This is a genomic window from Arthrobacter sp. YAF34, assembly GCF_052113245.1.
Lineage (GTDB): Bacteria > Actinomycetota > Actinomycetes > Actinomycetales > Micrococcaceae > Arthrobacter.
Window position 1 is genome coordinate 17338 of the sequence record NZ_JBFRCV010000006.1, and the last position, 18209, is coordinate 35546.

At 67.2% G+C, this 18209-nt stretch carries 21 protein-coding genes; 15 read left to right on the forward strand and 6 right to left on the reverse strand.

Annotation, left to right across the window (positions count from 1 at the left end; translation table 11 throughout):
• Window positions 1-30 precede the first annotated feature (30 nt).
• Window positions 31-885: an HAD-IIA family hydrolase gene (locus AB4Y72_RS08900; RefSeq protein ID WP_441425804.1), complete on the reverse strand. Its 855-nt coding sequence runs from the start codon at window positions 883-885 to the stop codon at window positions 31-33.
• Window positions 886-940: 55 nt separating this feature from the next.
• On the opposite strand from AB4Y72_RS08900, the gene AB4Y72_RS08905 reads away from it, so the two are divergent.
• From AB4Y72_RS08905 to AB4Y72_RS08920, 4 genes are all read left to right on the forward strand, one after another.
• Window positions 941-1675, forward strand: a complete 735-nt coding sequence (locus tag AB4Y72_RS08905; RefSeq protein WP_441425805.1) for a TrmH family RNA methyltransferase — start codon at window positions 941-943, stop codon at window positions 1673-1675.
• An 84-nt stretch (window positions 1676-1759) separates the two neighbouring features.
• Entirely contained in the window at window positions 1760-3739 is a 1980-nt protein-coding gene (locus AB4Y72_RS08910; RefSeq protein ID WP_441425806.1) for a S53 family peptidase, read from the forward strand.
• A gap of 164 nt (window positions 3740-3903) precedes the next feature.
• Window positions 3904-4923, forward strand: coding sequence for a class II fructose-bisphosphate aldolase (fbaA, locus tag AB4Y72_RS08915; protein ID WP_441425807.1), 1020 nt, complete (start codon window positions 3904-3906; stop codon window positions 4921-4923).
• Window positions 4924-4925: 2 nt separating this feature from the next.
• On the forward strand, window positions 4926-5351 hold the full coding sequence (locus tag AB4Y72_RS08920) for a DUF3151 domain-containing protein (protein ID WP_441425808.1): 426 nt from the start codon (window positions 4926-4928) through the stop codon (window positions 5349-5351).
• A 147-nt stretch (window positions 5352-5498) separates the two neighbouring features.
• Here the strand turns inward: AB4Y72_RS08920 and AB4Y72_RS08925 are convergent, their stop codons facing one another.
• Both AB4Y72_RS08925 and AB4Y72_RS08930 read right to left on the reverse strand, forming a co-directional pair.
• Window positions 5499-6131, reverse strand: coding sequence for a uracil-DNA glycosylase (locus AB4Y72_RS08925; protein WP_441425809.1), 633 nt, complete (start codon window positions 6129-6131; stop codon window positions 5499-5501).
• 186 nt (window positions 6132-6317) lie between these two features.
• On the reverse strand, window positions 6318-7556 hold the full coding sequence (locus AB4Y72_RS08930; protein ID WP_441425810.1) for a cobalamin-independent methionine synthase II family protein: 1239 nt from the start codon (window positions 7554-7556) through the stop codon (window positions 6318-6320).
• 373 nt (window positions 7557-7929) lie between these two features.
• Between AB4Y72_RS08930 and AB4Y72_RS08935 the strand changes: the two genes are divergently transcribed.
• The 10 genes from AB4Y72_RS08935 (at window position 7930) to AB4Y72_RS08980 (ending at window position 14272) form a co-directional block, all read left to right on the forward strand.
• Window positions 7930-9219: an adenylosuccinate synthase gene (locus tag AB4Y72_RS08935; protein ID WP_441425811.1), complete on the forward strand. Its 1290-nt coding sequence runs from the start codon at window positions 7930-7932 to the stop codon at window positions 9217-9219.
• Window positions 9220-9608: 389 nt separating this feature from the next.
• Entirely contained in the window at window positions 9609-10115 is a 507-nt protein-coding gene (locus tag AB4Y72_RS08940; protein WP_441425812.1) for a hypothetical protein, read from the forward strand.
• Between the two features lie 101 nt (window positions 10116-10216).
• On the forward strand, window positions 10217-10765 hold the full coding sequence (locus AB4Y72_RS08945) for an RNA polymerase sigma factor (RefSeq protein WP_441425813.1): 549 nt from the start codon (window positions 10217-10219) through the stop codon (window positions 10763-10765).
• Entirely contained in the window at window positions 10762-11532 is a 771-nt protein-coding gene (locus AB4Y72_RS08950; RefSeq protein ID WP_441425814.1) for a hypothetical protein, read from the forward strand. The genes AB4Y72_RS08945 and AB4Y72_RS08950 overlap by 4 nt, the downstream gene beginning before the upstream one ends.
• Window positions 11533-11548: 16 nt before the next feature.
• Window positions 11549-11974, forward strand: coding sequence for a CoA-binding protein (locus AB4Y72_RS08955; protein ID WP_441425815.1), 426 nt, complete (start codon window positions 11549-11551; stop codon window positions 11972-11974).
• Window positions 11975-12010: 36 nt separating this feature from the next.
• Window positions 12011-12421, forward strand: a complete 411-nt coding sequence (locus AB4Y72_RS08960) for an MmcQ/YjbR family DNA-binding protein (RefSeq protein WP_441425816.1) — start codon at window positions 12011-12013, stop codon at window positions 12419-12421.
• A complete protein-coding gene (locus tag AB4Y72_RS08965; protein WP_441425817.1) occupies window positions 12418-12963 on the forward strand; it encodes a DUF1990 family protein in 546 nt (181 codons plus the stop codon). The genes AB4Y72_RS08960 and AB4Y72_RS08965 overlap by 4 nt, the downstream gene beginning before the upstream one ends.
• Window positions 12964-12977: 14 nt before the next feature.
• A complete protein-coding gene (locus AB4Y72_RS08970) occupies window positions 12978-13580 on the forward strand; it encodes a hypothetical protein (protein WP_441425818.1) in 603 nt (200 codons plus the stop codon).
• Window positions 13581-13629: 49 nt separating this feature from the next.
• A complete protein-coding gene (locus AB4Y72_RS08975; RefSeq protein WP_441425819.1) occupies window positions 13630-13947 on the forward strand; it encodes a putative quinol monooxygenase in 318 nt (105 codons plus the stop codon).
• Window positions 13948-13978: 31 nt separating this feature from the next.
• The gene (locus tag AB4Y72_RS08980; RefSeq protein WP_441425820.1) at window positions 13979-14272 is read left to right on the forward strand and encodes a DUF503 domain-containing protein; all 294 of its coding nucleotides are present in this window, start codon (window positions 13979-13981) and stop codon (window positions 14270-14272) included.
• An 83-nt stretch (window positions 14273-14355) separates the two neighbouring features.
• Here AB4Y72_RS08980 and purL read toward each other — a convergent pair whose 3' ends face one another.
• Genes purL through purS form a run of 3 tightly spaced genes read right to left on the reverse strand, consistent with a single transcriptional unit; the run spans window position 14356 to window position 17697 of the window.
• A complete protein-coding gene (gene purL / locus AB4Y72_RS08985) occupies window positions 14356-16689 on the reverse strand; it encodes a phosphoribosylformylglycinamidine synthase subunit PurL (protein ID WP_441425821.1) in 2334 nt (777 codons plus the stop codon).
• Entirely contained in the window at window positions 16686-17444 is a 759-nt protein-coding gene (gene purQ / locus AB4Y72_RS08990) for a phosphoribosylformylglycinamidine synthase subunit PurQ (protein ID WP_441425822.1), read from the reverse strand. The genes purL and purQ overlap by 4 nt, the downstream gene beginning before the upstream one ends.
• A 1-nt stretch (window position 17445) precedes the next feature.
• Window positions 17446-17697: a phosphoribosylformylglycinamidine synthase subunit PurS gene (gene purS / locus AB4Y72_RS08995; RefSeq protein ID WP_011690410.1), complete on the reverse strand. Its 252-nt coding sequence runs from the start codon at window positions 17695-17697 to the stop codon at window positions 17446-17448.
• A 263-nt stretch (window positions 17698-17960) separates the two neighbouring features.
• On the opposite strand from purS, the gene AB4Y72_RS09000 reads away from it, so the two are divergent.
• Entirely contained in the window at window positions 17961-18146 is a 186-nt protein-coding gene (locus tag AB4Y72_RS09000; RefSeq protein ID WP_441425823.1) for a hypothetical protein, read from the forward strand.
• The last annotated feature ends 63 nt before the right edge of the window (window positions 18147-18209 follow it).

Sequence of the window (18209 nt, forward strand, 5' to 3'; positions counted from 1 at the left end):
GCGCCGGGAGCGGCCCCGCCGGCGCCCCGGTCAGATCTGGTTCTTGAGGTCCGCCACGGAATTGAGGACCTGGTTCGGCCGGAACGGAAAGGCGGCGATGTCGTCCCGGTGCGTGATGCCGCTGAGCACCAGCACCGTGTGCAGTCCCGCTTCCATGCCCGCGATGATGTCGGTGTCCATGCGGTCGCCGATCATGGCCGTGGTTTCCGAATGGGCGTCGATCTGGTTCATGGCCGAACGGAACATCATCGGGTTGGGCTTGCCCACGATGTACGGTTCGCGGCCCGTGGCCTTGGTGATGAGGGCCGCGATGGCGCCGGTAGCGGGCATGGGGCCGTCCTTCGACGGGCCGGTGGCGTCCGGGTTCGTGGCGATGAAGCGGGCGCCGGCCAGGATCAGGCGGATCGCCATGGTGATGGCTTCAAAGGAGTAGGTGCGGGTCTCGCCGAGCACGACGAAATCCGGGTTCTGGTCGGTGAGGATGAAGCCTGCCTCGTGGAGCGCCGTCGTGAGCCCGGCCTCGCCGATCGTGTAGGCGCGGTTGCCCGATTCCGATCCGCGGACCTGGTCCTTGAGGAACTGCGCCGTGGCCAGCGCCGAGGTCCAGATGTTCTCCTCGGGGATTTCCAGGCCGGAGGAGCTCAGCCGGGCCGCGAGGTCCCGGGGCGTGAAGATCGAGTTGTTGGTCAGCACGAGGAAGCGCTTGGAGGTATCCACCCAGCGCTGGATCAGCTCCGACGCGCCCGGGATGGGCTGGTTCTCGTGAACGAGGACGCCGTCCATGTCCGTCAGCCAGCACTCGATTTCCTGGCCGCTGCGGTACACCGACGCAGGTGAACTGGGCTCGCCTGAATCGGTCCGCTGGTCGTCGCGCTGTTCTGCCATGGTGTCCTCCGCCGTGAGTGTGCTGCTGCCTGCGTCCTAAGTCTAGTGTTGAGGCGTGACTGAACCCCAGATTCCCGACGACGCCGGTGCAACGCCCGCGGCCGAGCTTCCGCCCGCCCCTTTCACCGAGGCCGATACTGAGGCTGCTACTGGGGCTGATACTGAGAGCGGGCCCAAGGCGGAGGTCGGCGTCGGCCCCTGGGAGGGCGAACTTCCGCACGGCGACCACTGGGATCCGGACCTGCTGGCCGACGGGGACCGGCGCAACGTGGTGGACAAGTACCGCTACTGGAAGCACGAAGCGATCGTGGCCGACCTGGACTCGAAGCGCCACAGCTTCCACATCGCGATCGAGAACTGGCAGCACGACATGAACATCGGCACCGTGGTCCGGTCCGCCAACGCCTTTCTCGCCAAGGAAGTCCACATCATCGGACGACGCCGGTGGAACCGCCGCGGCGCCATGGTCACCGACCGCTACCAGCACATCCGCCACCACCCCACCGTCGCGGACTTCGTGGCCTGGGCGCAGGGGGAGGGCCTCGCGATTATCGGGATCGACATCTTCCCGGACTCCGTCCCGCTGGAGACCTACGAACTGCCGAAGGACTGCGTGCTGGTGTTCGGGCAGGAGGGCCCGGGGCTGACCGCCGAGGTCCACGAAGCGGCGCTCGCCACCTTGTCGATCGAGCAGTTCGGCTCCACCCGCTCCATCAACGCCGCATCCGCCGCGGCCATCGCGATGCACGCCTGGGTCCGCCGCCACGTGTTCGGCCAGATAGTTTCCTGAGGCACCTATAGTCAGATCGGTTTTTGCCGTTTAGGCTCTGGCGTGTGCGGGCGCAACGGGTGCCTGCTTAGGGGAAGGCATTTCATGAAGAAGGTCGCAACTTCGCATTCCCGGCGCACCACGCGCCTGCTCGCGCTTGGAACATCCCTGGCCGTTGCCATCGGCCTGACCGCAACAGCCGCGGTCGCGGCCCCGCCGACGCCGCCGCCGTCGAACAACTCTCCGGGTTCAGTTCCCCCCTGGGCAGGTTCACGCGCCAAGACCGGCACCCCACTGAGCAATACGACCGTCGAGGGCGAGATCTACCTGAACCTGCCCGACGCCGGAGCGGCCAAGGCGTTTGCGACGGCCGTGTCCACTCCGGGCAATCCGAACTACCAGCAGTACCTGTCGCCCGCGGACTGGATCGCCAAGTACGGTCCGGCCAAGGCTGACGTCACGGCGGTCGTTGACTACCTGAAGGCGCAGGGCATGGTGATTACCTCGGTCCCCGCGAGCGGCCTCTACGTGGTCTTCCGCGGAACCGTCGCCCAGATCAATGCCGCTTTCAGCACCACCGAGCAGACCTATTCGTTCCAGGGCCAGAGCCTGATCGGCCCGTCCACCGCCCCCTCCGTGCCGGCGAACCTGTCAGCCAAGGTCCAGGCGATCTCCATCGACCAGGGGCGGCTGCTCACCCGCCCGTCGCTGGCAACCGCCGGCGAGGCCTCGGACCAGGCCCAGCCGTCCGCCAAGCCCGTCGGCGCCCCGCCGGTTGCGGCACCCTGCTCGAACTACTGGGAGCAGAACAAGGTCACCGTCCCGGCGGCCTACGGCTCAACGAGCTTCGGCACCGGCATCTGCGGTTACACCCCGTCCCAGCTGCAAGGCGCTTACGGGGTGACGTCCCCCTCGACAGCCGGCGCGGGCCAGACTGTGGCGATCATCGACGCCTACGCCTCGCCGAGCATCGAATCGGACGCGAACACGTACTCGCAGAAGAACAGCCTCCCGGCCCTCAAGACCGGGCAGTACCAGCAGATCGTGCCCGACTCGAAAATGTTCATGGACCAGGCCCTGTGCGGGCAGCCCAGCGGCTGGCAGGGTGAGCAGACGCTCGACGTCGAGGCCGTCCACGGACTCGCCCCTGCCGCGAATATTCTCTACGTCGGAGGGAACAACTGCGGCGCGGGCCTCGACGTCGCGATGTCCACCATCCTGGACAAGAAGCTCAGCAACATTGTCAGCAACAGCTACGGCTACGTGGGCGAGGCGGTCTCCCCGAACGCGCTGATGGGCATGCAGAACATTCACCTTCAGGCGGCCGGCGAAGGCGTAGGGCTCTACTTCTCCAGCGGCGACAACGGCGACGAGAAGGCGAGCTTGGGCTACGCGTCCCCGGACTTCCCGGCCAGCTCGCCGTTTGTTACGGCCGTCGGCGGAACCAGCCTGGCCGTGGGCAAGAACAACGACTACCTGTTCGAAACCGGCTGGGGAACCACCCGCAACCGGATCGTCCCGAATCCCGACGGCAGCCTCAGCTACGCCGGGGCCATGCCTGGAACCTTCCGTTTCGGCGCCGGCGGCGGAATAAGCGCGGTGTTCGCCCAGCCGGGCTACCAGCAGGGCACCGTGCCGGCCGCGCTGGCCAATGGCCACCGGGTTTCCCCGGATGTGTCCTCCCTTGCCGATCCCTACACCGGCTACCAGGTGGGGATCAGCCCGATCACCAACGACCACGTCCTCAAAACCGGCGCCTATGAGACGACCGGGTACGGCGGAACGTCGCTGGCCTGCCCGCTGACGGCGGCACAGATGGCGATCGCACAGTCCGCGACCGGAAAGACCGTCGGGTTCGCCAACCCGGCCATCTACGCTGCAGCGAAGACGGCCAACTCCGGAGCGCGGGATGTGGTGCCGCAGTCCAGCCCCCAGGCCATGGTCTTCTCCAGTCCCATCAGCGGCGCTAGCTATCTGGTTGGCACCGGCAACGACACATCGCTGGGAACCGCGCCGGGCTATGACGACGTCACCGGCGTCGGCAGCATGACCGTCCGGTTCGCGACGAGCGTCGCGGGACAGTAGCCGGAGGCCGGCGCGCCGGCAGGGCGCCATAACATCTTTGCCTGCCTCTGTGGCCGGGTCCGGGAACATTTCCCGGGCCCGGCTTCACGTATGCGGCTCCGGGACGCACGTGGCTAGGATGTAGATAGCCATGTAGCTACCACTGCTTTCGACGAGGAGTCAGCATGCCCATTGCAACCCCAGAGATCTACTCCGAGATGATCGACCGCGCAAAGACGGGCGGCTTCGCATTCCCGGCCGTCAACGTCACGTCCTCCCAGACCCTGAATGCCGCCCTCCGCGGCTTCGCCGAGGCCGAGTCCGACGGCATCGTCCAGGTCTCCACCGGCGGTGCGGCTTACTGGTCCGGCGCCTCGACCAAGGACATGGTTGCCGGCTCCTTGGGCTTTGCCGCCTTCGCCCGCGAGGTCGCCAAGAATTACGGCGTCAACATCGCCCTGCACACCGACCACTGCCCCAAGGACAAGCTGGACGGCTTTGTGCTCCCGCTGCTCGCCGCCTCCGAGGCCGAGGTCAAGGCTGGCCGCAACCCCCTCTTCAACTCGCACATGTGGGACGGCTCGGCCGAGACCCTGCAGGAGAACCTGCGGATCGCCCGCGAACTGCTCGAGCGCACCGCGGCCGCCAAGATGATCCTCGAGGTTGAGATCGGCACCGTGGGCGGCGAGGAAGACGGCGTCGAGAACGCCATCAACGAAAAGCTCTACACCACGGTCGAGGACGCCCTGGCCACCATCGACGCGCTCGGTTCCGGCGAAAACGGCCGCTACATCACCGCCCTGACGTTCGGCAACGTGCATGGCGTGTACAAGCCGGGCGGCGTCAAGCTGCGCCCGGAGATCCTCAAGGACATCCAGGTGCAGGTCGGGGACAAGATCGGCAAGGCCAACCCGTTCGACCTGGTCTTCCACGGCGGCTCCGGCTCGTCCGAGAAGGAAATCGCGGACGCGGTCTCCTACGGCGTGATCAAGATGAACATCGACACCGACACCCAGTACGCCTACACCCGTCCGGTGGTGGACCACATGTTCCGCAACTACGACGGCGTGCTGAAGGTCGACGGCGAGGTCGGCAACAAGAAGCTCTACGATCCCCGCGTCTGGGGCGCCTCCGCCGAGGCCGGCCTGGCCGCCCGCGTGGTGGAAGCAGCCCAGCAGCTCGGCTCCACCGGTAAGACCTTCTAGCCATGTCCGACGAGTTCCGCAAGAATCTGATGGGTCCCGAGCCCACGCTCCTGCCTGCCGAGACTGAGATCTACCAGCACCTCGCGCTCGGCCAGGAAGCCGTGGACCTCGTGGCGAAGCACCCCACGTCCTCGCTGCTGTGGGCCATCCTGGCCGAGGAAGCGTGGGATGAGGGCCGCACCATCGATTCCTACGCGTACTCGCGGGTGGGCTACCACCGCGGCCTGGATTCGCTGCGACGCAACGGCTGGCGCGGCGTCGGGCCGATCCCGTGGGAGCACGAACCCAACCGCGGCTTCCTGCGCTCGCTCTACTCGCTGGGCCGTGCGTCCGCGGCGATCGGCGAGGCCGAAGAGCCGGAGCGGATCGAAAAGTTCCTGTCCGATTCCGATCCGGGCGCCAAGGCGGCCATCGAAGCCCAGGGCTGACGCGGCACCAAACGACGCAACGCGGGGTCACTTACGGTCCATCCCACCACGGTGGACAGGCGGTAAGTGACCCCGCGGTGTGGGTTAACTAGCGACGGCGGGCTCCCACCTTGAGGTGAGAGCCCGCCGTCGTATGGTGCAGGTGGGTTAGCTGGCCTTGGCCAGACCGGTGCGGGCCATGGCGTCCGCGTACGCGGTGTGCATTTCCGCCAGGTACTCCTCCTGGCGGACCGGGGTGCCGGCGAAGGCGCGGCCGCTGAGCGAACGGACCTTGTAGGTCTTCAGGCCGCGGCGCCAGATCATGGGCACTTCGGTCTTGAGCAGCAGGTTGGCCAGACGGTTGGCCTCGGTGCCGTGGGCCACGATCACGGAGGCGCGGGGCACGAGGGCCAGGAACTTCAGCAGCGGCTTGAGCCCGGCGGAAATCTGGTCCGGCGTGAACTTGCCGTTGGGTTCGCCGTCGACGTGCCACGGGTGGACGTTCCACGGCATGACGAATTCGGGGCGGAGGCCCAGCTTCCACTGGACGCCGAGCATGCGGGTGGCCGCCTCGTCATCGCCGGCGGTGATAAAGCCCGATGCGTCCGCGGTGCCGATGTTGGAGTACAAGCTGATGATGCGGCACTCATCGACATCGTGCATGGGGTCCACGTAGGGGACCATGGTGCCAGCTTTGGCTGCCTGGAGGGCGTCACAGAGTTCGTTGACGGCGCCGACGTTGGGTTCGTACCGGCGGCTCAGGAGCTCTTCGCGGAAATTTTCAGTGGCCAGGGCTGTCATATGTTGCTGGGTCTCCTGCGGGATTGGCAAAGCTGCCACACCGGATGCAGGCACGCCGAATACAGGCCATGCTTAGCAATGGTGTGGTTTGAAAATGTGGTGTGGACCGATTCCTGATCGATCTATATCAGTCTATCAAGCCCCGCGAAATGCGGCACCGGACGGCGGGCCTGCCCTCCGGCGCTGTTACCAGAGACGTTTGCTCGCGCGGCGTGCGCCCTCACCCAGGGCCTCCAGCTTGGCGTAGGCAATTTGCGGGTGCACCCTGCCGCCCAGCCCGCAGTCCGTGGACGCAATCACGTTTTCGCGGCCGACGAGCTCGGCAAAACGCACGATCCGGTCTGCCACCAGGTCCGGGTGCTCCACAACGTTGGTGGCGTGGGAAACGACCCCGGGAATGATGACTTTGCCGTCGGGGAGCTTGGTGTCTTCCCACACCCGCCACTCGTGTTCATGCCGGACGTTGGCCGCTTCGAAGGAGTAGCCGCCGGCGTTGATCTGCAGGACCGCCCCGACGATGTCAGCGAACGGGATGTCGGTGGTGTGCGGGCCGTGCCAGGAACCCCAGCAGACGTGCAGCCGAATCTTGTCCTGCGGGAGATCGCGCAGCGCCCAGTTTGTGGCTTCGACGCGGAGCTGGATGAACTTCAGGTAGTCCTCGAGGCTCGGCTCCGGGTTGATCTGGTCCCAGCTCTCGGCCAGGGACGGGTCGTCGAGCTGGACCGTCAGGCCGGCGTCAATGATGGCCTTGTATTCCTCCCGCATGGCGTCGGCGCAGGCATAGAGGAGTTCCTCATCGCTGCGGTAGTACTCGTTGGCCACGCGGGCGCACGAACCGGGGGAGAGGGACGCGACGAACCCCTCGGTGAGGCCGGCCGCGGCCAGGCCGGTCTTGAGGTTGGCGACGTCCGAGGCCACGAGCGCCTGGCCCGTGTACGTCAGCGGCCCGGCGATCTTTGGCTGCGTAACCGCGCGGCGGTGAGCCAGGATCCCCGAGGAAGGATCGTTGTAGGCGTCATCGAACTTCTGCCGGTCCCGGCGGTCCGGGAAGGATGTCAGGACGATGTGCCCCGGCGAGGAGCGGTGCGCCTTGGCGTCGGCCCAGCGGTCCACGTCGGTCGGTTCCAGGCCGCCGAGCCGGGAGAAGGAGTAGTTCCACCAGGCGCCGTAGTCCACGGAACTGGACATCGTGTGCCCGTATTCGCCGTCGTTGGGGATATCGATGCCGAGATCCTTTTGGCGTTGGACGACGTCCACGACGGAGGTTTGCAGCAGGTCCAGGAATTCAGGCGTGATGCCGTCGGCCTCCTTGACCTCGTTCGCGGCAATCAGCTCGGGCGTGCGGGGCAAGGAGCCGGCATGGGTGACCCGGATGTGATCGGTGTTCTGGGACGGGCTGTTCTGGGACAAGGTGTTCTGGGACATGGCGCGGGTTCCTTTCCATCGGTCCTGGCAGTAGCACCGTGGCCGGTCACGGCCGCCGCGGTGAAGCGGGCTGTGTCCGGCAGGGTTGCTGCGGCGTCAACGGTCCAGGTCCCTCGGCCGCTCGGGATGGTCCCTCCCACTTAATTCCATGCCCGGTCGGCCCGCAAGTCACGTCCGCTATGTGTCGGGCCGGTGCTGGTGGGCGATGCCGGAGAGCGTTTTCGGCTAAACTTGGGTGGTAAGAGCCCCGGAACTCTGGCGTTGGGTAAGAGCACAGCGGTAGATTCGGGGCATTCTCATGAACGGCGCTGCGCTGCGGTGGCCACCTGGTCAATCACCTGCAGCTCGGCCCGAACGAATGGGGGAGGATCCCATGCCAGCAATCGTGATCGTCGGAGCCCAATGGGGCGACGAAGGCAAAGGAAAGGCCACCGACCTGCTCGGTGGCCGGGTTGACTACGTCGTCAAGCCCAACGGCGGCAACAACGCCGGGCACACCGTCGTCGTGGGCGGTGAGAAGTATGAGCTCAAGCTCCTTCCGGCCGGCATCCTGAGCCCCAACGCGGTGCCGATCATCGGCAACGGCTGCGTGGTGAACCTGGAAGCCCTGTTCCAGGAAATCGACGGCCTCGAGGCCCGCGGCGCCGACACCTCCAAGCTGCGCGTTTCCGCCAACGCCCACCTCGTGGCGCCTTACCACCAGGTCCTGGACAAGGTCACCGAGCGGTTCCTCGGCAGCCGCGCCATCGGCACCACCGGCCGCGGAATCGGCCCGGCGTACATGGACAAGGTGGCCCGCCTCGGCATCCGGGTCCAGGATGTGTTCGACGCCTCGATCCTGCGCCAGAAGGTCGAAGGGTCGCTGCGCCAGAAGAACGAGCTCCTGGTCAAGGTGTACAACCGCCGCGATATCGAGGTGGACGAGATCGTGGAGTACTTCCTGTCCTTCGCCGAACGCCTCCGCCCGCTCGTCATTGACAGCACCTTTGTCCTGAACACGGCCCTGGACGAGGGCAAGGTGGTCCTCATGGAGGGCGGCCAGGCCACCTTCCTGGACGTCGACCACGGCACCTACCCCTTCGTCACGTCCTCGAACCCCACCGCGGGCGGCGCCTCCGTGGGATCCGGCATCGGCCCCACCCGCATCTCGCGCTCCATCGGCATCATCAAGGCGTACACCACGCGCGTGGGCGCCGGTCCATTCCCCACGGAACTGTTCGACGAGATGGGCCTGTACCTGCAGAAGACCGGCGGCGAGTTTGGCGTCAACACCGGGCGCCCCCGCCGCTGCGGCTGGTACGACGCCGTCCTGGCCCGGCATGCCTCCCGCGTCAACGGCTTCACAGACTACTTCGTCACCAAGCTCGACGTCCTCACCGGCATCGAGCAGATCCCGGTCTGCGTGGCCTACGACGTCGACGGGGTCCGGCACGACGAGATGCCCATGACCCAGACCGAGTTCCATCACGCCAAGCCGATCTTCGAGTACTTCGAAGGCTGGACCGAGGACATCACGGGCGCCCGTACCTTGGATGACCTGCCGGAAAATGCCCGGAACTATGTCCTGGCCCTGGAAAAGCTCTCGGGCACGCGCTTCTCCGCGATCGGCGTCGGACCGGACCGCGACCAGACAATCGTGGTCAACGACCTCATCAACGACTAGCTCTGGCGGACGCTTGAGTAGCTGATGCGGCACTGACCGACGCACGACGGCGGCGGGTCACCCTGGAAGGGGCGGCCCGCCGCCGTCGTCGTTAATGGCGCCGTCGTTAACGACGTGCTGTGCCAGGCGGCAAAGCCCTTCCGGAAAAGAAAAAAAGAAATTTCCGATCAGCGCGTAACCTTTCGGGCCACCCCAGCGATTACTCCTTATGTAAGCGCCGCCGGAGTTTGGACCCCCCACCAGTTCTCCGGCAGGCCTTCCACCGTAAGCGCCGGCCGGCGCCTGCCCCCATGGGCGCCGGCCAGCCTTCCACGGCGAGAACGGGCTGTCTATTGCCCACAGAGGGCCGCAGCCCGCCTTCCACCAAAAACAAAGGATGTATGTCTGTTATGAAGAGTGTTAGCAAGACCACCAAGATTGCCGTCGGCGCCGCCATCCTCGCAGTCGGAGGCTTCTCCGGCATCGGACTGGCCAACGCGGCTCAGGTGTCCAGCACCCAGCAGTCTGACGTGACCCACGCTACGCCCGCCACCCCGGCTACTCCTGCTGTGCCGGCCACCCCCACGCTCCCGGCGAAGCCCGCCGTTCCGGCCGTACCGGCCACCCCCGCGGTACCGTCTGCCCCGTCTGCTGACGGCTCCGCAAAGGGCGACGCCGCCGCCAAGGGCGCCAAAGCTGCCGGTGAAGGCTCCGTCGACGGCACCGTTGACTCGAAGGACGGCGCCAACGTCAGCGGCACCGCCGGTGTCAAGAGCGCTGCCGGCGAGGCGCACGCCAACGCCAACGTAAACGCTGCCGTTCCGGCTGTTCCCGCCGTTCCCGCCGTCAAGGGCGTTCCGGCCACCCCGGCCGTTCCGGCTACGCCGTCTGCGCAGCTGCCCAAGGTCGAGAAGTAAGCCTCGACAAGCAAGCACTGAATGCCTCCACCGAGGCATCGGGGGTGCGGCCGCTAGACTTGCTGAGGCCGCACCCCCAGCAGTAACGGAAGGACAGCCTCTTGGCAGAACAGCTAAGCGATGACGAATTGTCAGCCGCCTTGGCTGGCGACCCGTCAGGCTTCAGCGCTGTCTACACGGCCATTTCGCCCGCGGTGCTCGGTTATTTCCGGGCCCGCGGTGTGGAAGATCCCGAGGCGCTCACGCAGGACGTCTTCGTCGACGTCCTGCCAAAACTGGCCAACGTCACCGGCGGCCACACGGGGCTGCGGACCTTCATTTTCTCTGTCGCCCACGCGCGATTGGTCGACTACCGGCGCCGGGCCGAACGCACACCGTACCTGGCCGAATACGATCCCTTGGTCGACGCGCGGTATTCCGCTTCCGCCGAGGACGAGGCCCTCGGCTCCCTGGGCGGCATTTCTGGCACCCTCTCCCAGCTCAACGAGGAGCAGCGGGAGGTCCTGGTCCTGCGCATCGTCGCTGACCTTTCCATCGAACAGGTGGCCGGAATCATGGACAAGACACCCGGGGCCATCAAACAGCTTCAGCGACGCGGGCTCAGCGCCTTGCGCGAACTCGTAACCGAAAAGGACCACGCAGCATCATGACCGGCACACGCGACACCCAGCAGGATGGCAGCATCCAGGCGATGCTCCGCGATTCCGGCCTCGAAGCTGCCCCCGAACTCCGCAACTCCCTGGAACAGCTCAAGGCGTTGGTCCCTGACGAGGCACCCGCACCCCGCGCCGACCTCGCGGCACTTCTGGCCGCCGGAGCGCCCGGCCCGGTGCGCCCTGTCCCATTGACGACGACGGCACTCCCCACGGTCACATCCGCGAAGGATTCCGCCGATGAATCGCTGCCGCCCGGGGTCACGAGCCTCGCCGAACGCCGCGGCCGCAAGCGCCGGCTGGCAATCGTCGGCGGCGCCGTTGTGGGCGCCATGACCCTCGGTGCCGGTGCCGTGGCGGCCTCCAGCGAGGATTTCCGGCACGGCGTCGGCCATACGGTCGGCGTCATCTTCCAGCCTTCCGGCCAGAGCCGGGAAGTGGCGCCGAAGCCCGCCCAGCCGTCACCGGCGGACCTCCCGGCAACCCCCATCCGATCGGAAACGGCGCATGCCACCACGCCCCCGGCGCCCGGCATCGCACCGGCCGAGCCCGGATCCGCTGCTGCGGTTCATGCGGAGCCCACACCCGGCGCGACGCCGCCCGCCGTTGGCCGTGGCGGGGTCCTGCCCACACCGCCACATCGTCCGGTCACGCCGGGAATGCCCGCACTCCCCGGCCGGGGCGGCGACCGCAGCCTTCCCGCCGAACCGCTGCCCGCGCCGACACTTCCCGATGTGATCCCCACGCTTCCCGGCCACCCGTAGCGCGTAGGCTGTGGTCATGTCGCACGTCAACGATCCCTCAGTACTCGAACGGCTCATGCGCACCAAGGGGCGCTGGGCCATCGTGGGCCTGTCCACCAACGAGAGGCGTGCCGCCTACGACACCGCCCTCTTCATCCGCGACCGGCTGGGCATGGAGATCATTCCGGTGAACCTGCGGGGCGGGTCCGTGCACGGCGAGACGGGCTACGCCAGGCTCGCAGACATCCCGGACAGCAAGCGGCCCATCGACGTCGTGGACTGCTTCGTGAATTCGCGCCGGGTGGGTGACGTCGTGGACCAGGCGATCGCCGTCGGGGCCAAAGCCGTGTGGCTGCAGCTGGGCGTCATCGATGAAGCGGCCGCCGGGCGGGCCAAGGCCGCCGGCCTCGATGTGATCATGAACGCGTGCCCGGCGCAGGACGCCGCGCGCTTTGGCTTGTAGCCTCCGCAACGGAACCTGAAACAGTAGGCTCGAGGCATGGATGCAGCTGCCCTTCGGGCCCTTTGCCTCGGGTTCCCCGGGGCCTTCGAGGACTTTCCGTTTGGACCCGAGATCTCCGTCTTCAAGGTCCGCGCCGCCGTCTCCGGCGGACTCCGGAATGAGGCCAAAATGTTCGCCCTCTCCGCGATGGACGAGTCCGACTTTTCCGTCAGCCTGAAATGCGAGCCGGCCCTGGCCCAGCAGCTGCGGACCGCCCATCCGGAGATCACCGGAGCGTGGCACCTGAACAAGAAACACTGGAACGGTGTGCGCCTGGACGGGTCTTTGCCCGATGCGATGGTGCGCGACATGGTGGAAGACTCGTACGACCTCGTGGTTGCGTCGCTGAGCCGCCGGCAGCAGGAGCAGCTCGGCTGGGCCCGGCTGGCCGGCGGAGGCAGCGCGTGAACGCGCGGATCGCCCGCGGCGCGCTGAACTATCCGGGCATCGGCTCCACCGAGCACGGCCAGGCTCCGGAAGGCTTTCCCTGCCTGGTGTCCCGGACCTACCTCGGCGACGGCCAGGCGCTGTACCGGCGGGTGGCTGAGGGCGTCCTTGCCTGGGAGCTGCAGAAGCGGTCCGGGCTGCGCGTCCGCACGGAGTCGGCCACAGTCGTGCCCGGCGCGCGCGTGGTGAGCGGATTCGGCGTCGGCCCCTTCCGGATCAACGCCCCCTGTGAAGTGGTGTGGGTGCGCCCGGTTGCACTCGACGACGGGCCGCAAAGCGCCGGGTTCGGGTACGGCACCCTGCCGGGCCATCCGGAACGTGGCGAGGAGGCCTTTGAGGTGGCGATCGACGCCTCGGGGCAGGTGCTGCTGACGATCACCGCCTTTAGCCGGCACTCCAACTGGTTCTACAGGGCCGGGGGCCTGGCGGCCCGGGCGGCGCAACGGCACGTCACTTCCCGATACATTAGGAGTGCCCAAGAACTGGCCGCAGGTGTGAACTGAGCAGGAGCCTTTGGATGCTGGATCAACAGACCCTTGACCGATTGTGGAACTTCGATGACCCCGCGCTCTCGGAGACCCGGTTCCGCGCGGCGATTGCCGATCCCGGCTACGACGCCGACGAACGCGCAGAGCTGACCACGCAGCTGGGCCGGGCCATCGGGCTGCAGGGCCGCTTCGAGGAAGCCGACGCCCTCCTGGACGCCGTTGACGGCGATGAGCCCACCGTGGCAGTGCGGGTGCTCCTGGAACGCGGCCGGGTGCTCAATACCAGCGGCCACCCCGAAATGGCCGTGCCGCTGTTTGAACAGGCCGCTGAACTCGCAGACCACCTGGGCGAGGAATTCCTGGCCGTGGACGCGCTGCACATGCTCGCCATTGCCGACTCCGCGCACGCCGAAACCTGGACCCGGAGCGCACTGGAGTACGCGTCCACGGTCCACGATGAGCGGACCAAACGGTGGATCGTGGCGCTGCACAACAACCTCGGGTGGACACTGCACGACGCCGGCCGCTGCACCGAGGCCATGGTGGAGTTCCAGCTGGCCGAACAGTGGGCCGACCGGATCGGCACCCCGCGGCAGCAGGAACTGGCCCGCGAGGCCATCGAGGCCTGCTGAGCGCCTGCAAGAATTGAAACTCCGGAAACCGAACGAAAGGCTTCAGCCAATGATCTTCATCGTCGTCAAATTCAAGGTCAAGCCCGAGTGGTCCGAGCGCTGGCTCGGGCTCGTGGAGGATTTCACCCAGGCCACCCGGAAGGAGCCGGGCAACCTCTGGTTCGACTGGTCCCGCAGCGTGGAGGATCCCCACGAATTCGTTCTGGTTGAGGCCTTCAAGGATGACGCCGCGGGTGACCACGTCAACAGCGACCACTTCAAGAAGGCCATGGCGGACATGCCTCAGGCCTTGGAAGAGACGCCGCGCATCATCAGCCGGCAGTTCGACGGCGAAGGCTGGGACCGGATGGGCGAACTCACCATCTAACCGGCATCGGAGCAATCGATAGGCTTGTGGCATGTGGATCGGCTGGATTGAATTCGATCTCCTCCTGGGCGACGTCCATAGCCTGAAGGAGAAACGTTCCGTGGTGCGGCCGGTGCTGGCCGAGCTCAAGCGGCGCTTCGATGTCTCCGTGACTGAGGCGGACCTCCAGGATCAGCACCGGCGCACCGTGATCGGCGTCGGCCTGGTCGCGGCCGACCGGGCCCACCTCGTCGAGGTGCTGGCCGCCGTCGAACGCTTCGTCGCGGCCCGGCCGGAACTTGAACTCCTCAGCGCCCGGCAGCGCGAGCTCCGCAGCGACGACTAACAAGCAACGCGGGGTCACTTAGCGCCCATCCCGAGGGGATTTATGGGCGGTAAGTGACCCCGCGTTGCTTGCGGCGGTGGGGATTAGCCGAAGTACTTCGGCAGGGTTGCCTCGTGGGCTTCGCGGAGGGCGTCGAGGTTCATGGTCTCGACGCCGTTGATTTCCAGCGTGCCGCCCTCGGCGTCCACGACGCCGATCCGGACGTGCGCGAAGCCGCGGGCGGTGCACATGTCCGTGAAGCGGATTTCCTCCGAGCGGGGCACCGCGACGACGGCGCGGCCCTGGGTTTCGGAGAACAGCGCCGTGAACAGGTCCACGCCGTCGCGGTCCAGGACGTCCTGCAGCGCGATCCGGGCGCCCACGCCGTAGCGCAGCGAGGACTCCACGAGGGCCGCGGCGAGGCCGCCTTCGGAAAGGTCGTGGGCGGAGTCCACCATGCCGTCGCGGGAGGCGTTGATCAGGATCTCGCCGAGCGCGCGCTCGGCGTCGAGGTCAACCTTCGGCGGCAGGCCGCCGAGGTGTCCGCGCATGTTGGACCATTCCGAACCGTCCAGCTCTGCCGCCGTCGTGCCGAGGAGGTAGATGGCCTGGCCGTCTTCCTTCCAGCCCGACGGCGTGCGGCGGGCGACGTCGTCGAACTTGCCCAGTACGGCCACCACGGGGGAGGGGTGGATGGGGGTGGTGCCGGTCTGGTTGTACAGCGAGACGTTGCCGCCGGTGACCGGGATGCCCAGGACCATGCACGCGTCGGACAGGCCGCGGATGGCTTCGGCGAGCTGCCACATGACGTCGGGATCCTCGGGGGAGCCGAAGTTCAGGCAGTCGCTGACGGCCATCGGCACGGCGCCGGAGGTGGCGATGTTGCGGTACGCCTCGGCCAGGGCCAGCTGCGCGCCGTGGTACGGGTCGAGGTAGGTGTAGCGGCCGTTGGCGTCGGTGGCCAGGGCCACGCCCAGGCCGGTTTCCTCGTCCACCCGGACCACGCCGGCGTCGTCCGGGAACGCCATGGCGGTGTTGCCGCCGACGTAGCGGTCGTACTGCTTGGTGATCCAGGCCTTGCTGCACATATTCGGCGAGGCGACGAGCTCGGTGATGGCGGCGGCCAGCTCCGCGGGGGCTACGGGACGGCCGGCGTCCTGCACGGACCCGGTGAACGAGTCGGCCTGGACGGCGTCCTGCCATTCCGGGCGCGCGTACGGGCGGTCGTAGACCGGCCCGTCGTGCGCCACGGTGCGCGGGTCGACGTCGACGATGACTTCGCCTTCCCACGTGATGATCAGGCGGCCGGTGTCGGTCACTTCGCCCAGCCAGGAGTACTCCACGGCCCACTTGTCCATGACCGCTTCAAACGCGGCGATGTTCTCCGGCGTGACGACGGCCATCATGCGTTCCTGCGACTCGGACATCAGGATTTCGCCCGGGGTCAGGGTGGGGTCGCGGAGCAGGACGGAGGTCAGCTCGACCTCCATGCCGCCGTCGCCGTTGGAAGCGAGCTCGGACGTGGCGCAGGAGATGCCTGCGGCACCGAGGTCCTGGATGCCTTCCACCAGGGAGCCCTTGAACAGCTCCAGGCAGCACTCGATCAGGACCTTCTCGGCGAAGGGGTCGCCCACCTGGACGGCGGGGCGCTTGGAAGGCTTGGTGTCGTCGAAGGACTCGGAGGCCAGCACCGAGGCGCCGCCGATCCCGTCGCCGCCGGTGCGGGCGCCGAACAGGACCACCTTGTTGCCCTTGCCGGAGGCGTTGGCGAGGCGGATGTCCTCGTGGCGCATGACGCCGACGGCGAGGGCGTTGACCAGCGGGTTGCCCTGGTACACGGAGTCGAAGACCATCTCGCCGCCGATGTTGGGCAGGCCGAGGGAGTTGCCGTAGCCGCCGATGCCGGCCACGGCGCCGTGCATGACGCGGGCCGTGTCCGGGTGGTCGATCGCGCCAAAGCGCAGCGGATCCATCACGGCCACCGGGCGGGCGCCCATGGAGATGATGTCGCGGACAATGCCGCCGATGCCAGTTGCCGCGCCCTGGTAGGGCTCAACGAACGACGGCGAGTTGTGCGACTCGATCTTGAACGTCACGGCCCAGCCGTCGCCCAGGTTGGTGACGCCGGCGTTTTCGCCGATGCCCACGAGCATGTCCTTCTTCATTTCCTCGGTCACCTTGTCGCCGAACTGGCGCAGGTGGTTCTTCGAGGACTTGTAGGAGCAGTGTTCGCTCCACATCACCGAGTACATGGCGAGCTCGGCGCCGGTGGGGCGGCGGCCCAGGACCTTCACGACCTCGTCGAACTCATTTTGCTTCAGGCCCAGTTCGGCCCAGGGGAGCTCGGTGTCCGGGGTCTTGGCCGCGTTCTCGACGGTGTCGATGTTGAACTTCCGGGCGGTCTCCGCGGGTGCCGCCACTGCGGGTGTCTCCGTCATTTGTTGTCTCCCACGATTTTGTTCAGGACAGAGGTGAAGAAACCGAGGCCCTCGGTACCGGAACCGAGCTCGGGGCCGAAGCCGGCCTCCACGGCGTGCTCAGGGTGCGGCATGAGGCCCACCACGTTGCCCGCGGCGTTGGAGATGCCGGCGATGTCGCGGCGGGAGCCGTTCGGGTTCCAGCCGACGTAGCGGAACACCACGCGGCCTTCCGCCTCCAACGCGTCGAGCGTCTTCTCGTCCGCGATGTACTGGCCGTCCTGGTTCTTCAGCGGCACGGTGATTTCCTGGCCGGCGGCGTAGTCCCCGGTCCAGGCGGTGGTGTTGTTCTCGACGCGCAGGACCTGGTCGCGGCAGAGGAACTTCAGGTGGTCGTTCTTGATCATCGAGCCGGGCAAAAGGTGCGACTCGGTCAGGATCTGGAAGCCGTTGCAGATGCCGAGCACGGGCAGTTTGGCGTCCGAGTTGGCGGCGTCGATGATCTTGGCCATCAGCGGCGCGAACCGCGAGATGGCACCGGCGCGGAGGTAGTCACCGTAGGAGAAACCGCCGGGAATCACGACGGCGTCAACGTCACCCAGGGTGGTGTCGGCGTGCCAGAGCGCCACCGGGGTGGCACCGGCCAAGCGCACCGCACGGGCGGCATCGCGGTCATCCAGGGTGCCGGGGAAGGTGACGACGCCGATCTTCGCACCGGCCAACCGGGGGTGCGCGGCGACGGCAACAGCCTCGCCGATCAGGGGGAGTTCAGTCATCTCAGGCCTCAACGACCTCGACGTTGACGACGTCCTCGATGACCGGGTTGGACAGCAGGGTCTCTGCGGCATTCCGGGCCTGGGCCAGGATCTCCTCGGTCACCTCGCCGTCGACCGTGAGTTCGAAGCGCTTGCCCTGACGGACAGAGCTGAATGCGGTGAAGCCCAGCCGGGGCAGCGCACCGACGATCGCCTTCCCCTGCGGGTCCAGAATCTCGGGCTTGGGCATGACGTCGACAACGATCCGGGGCATCCGGCAACTCCTGTGCGTGAGCGTTGGGTAAGGGCGCAGCGGAGTGGTGCCGTCTCACGCCGATCCGCTGTGGTTTGAGGACAACGTGATAAGGGCGCTCCGCGAGCTTGCATGCCCATTCTACCGGGCGCGTTGCATCCGGCCGCATTCGGGCTGGGAGTGTGAACGTGGGCTCTCCGGCAGCTCCTGGAACTGGACAAATGCCGCCCCGGGCGGGATGCGGCCTATGGTCCCGGGCAGCCGCGGGTCAGTAGGATGGGCGCATGGCTGAGAAAGCGAAATCCGTGCTGTTGCCCGTCGTCGCCGCCGCCGTCTTTGCCGGGCTGGGCCGGATGGTCCTGCAGAAGGTCATGGCCGACCGTGCAGCGCGCAAGAGCAACGTGGCCGGGCCCCTGGACGAGAAGACCCGTGCATGGATCAGCGACGTGGTGCGGACACCGCGCCAGTAAGCCGGCCAGCAGACCCGCCCGGACACCGCCCCTGGGCGGCCGCCCGCGCGTCGGCGTCCCCGC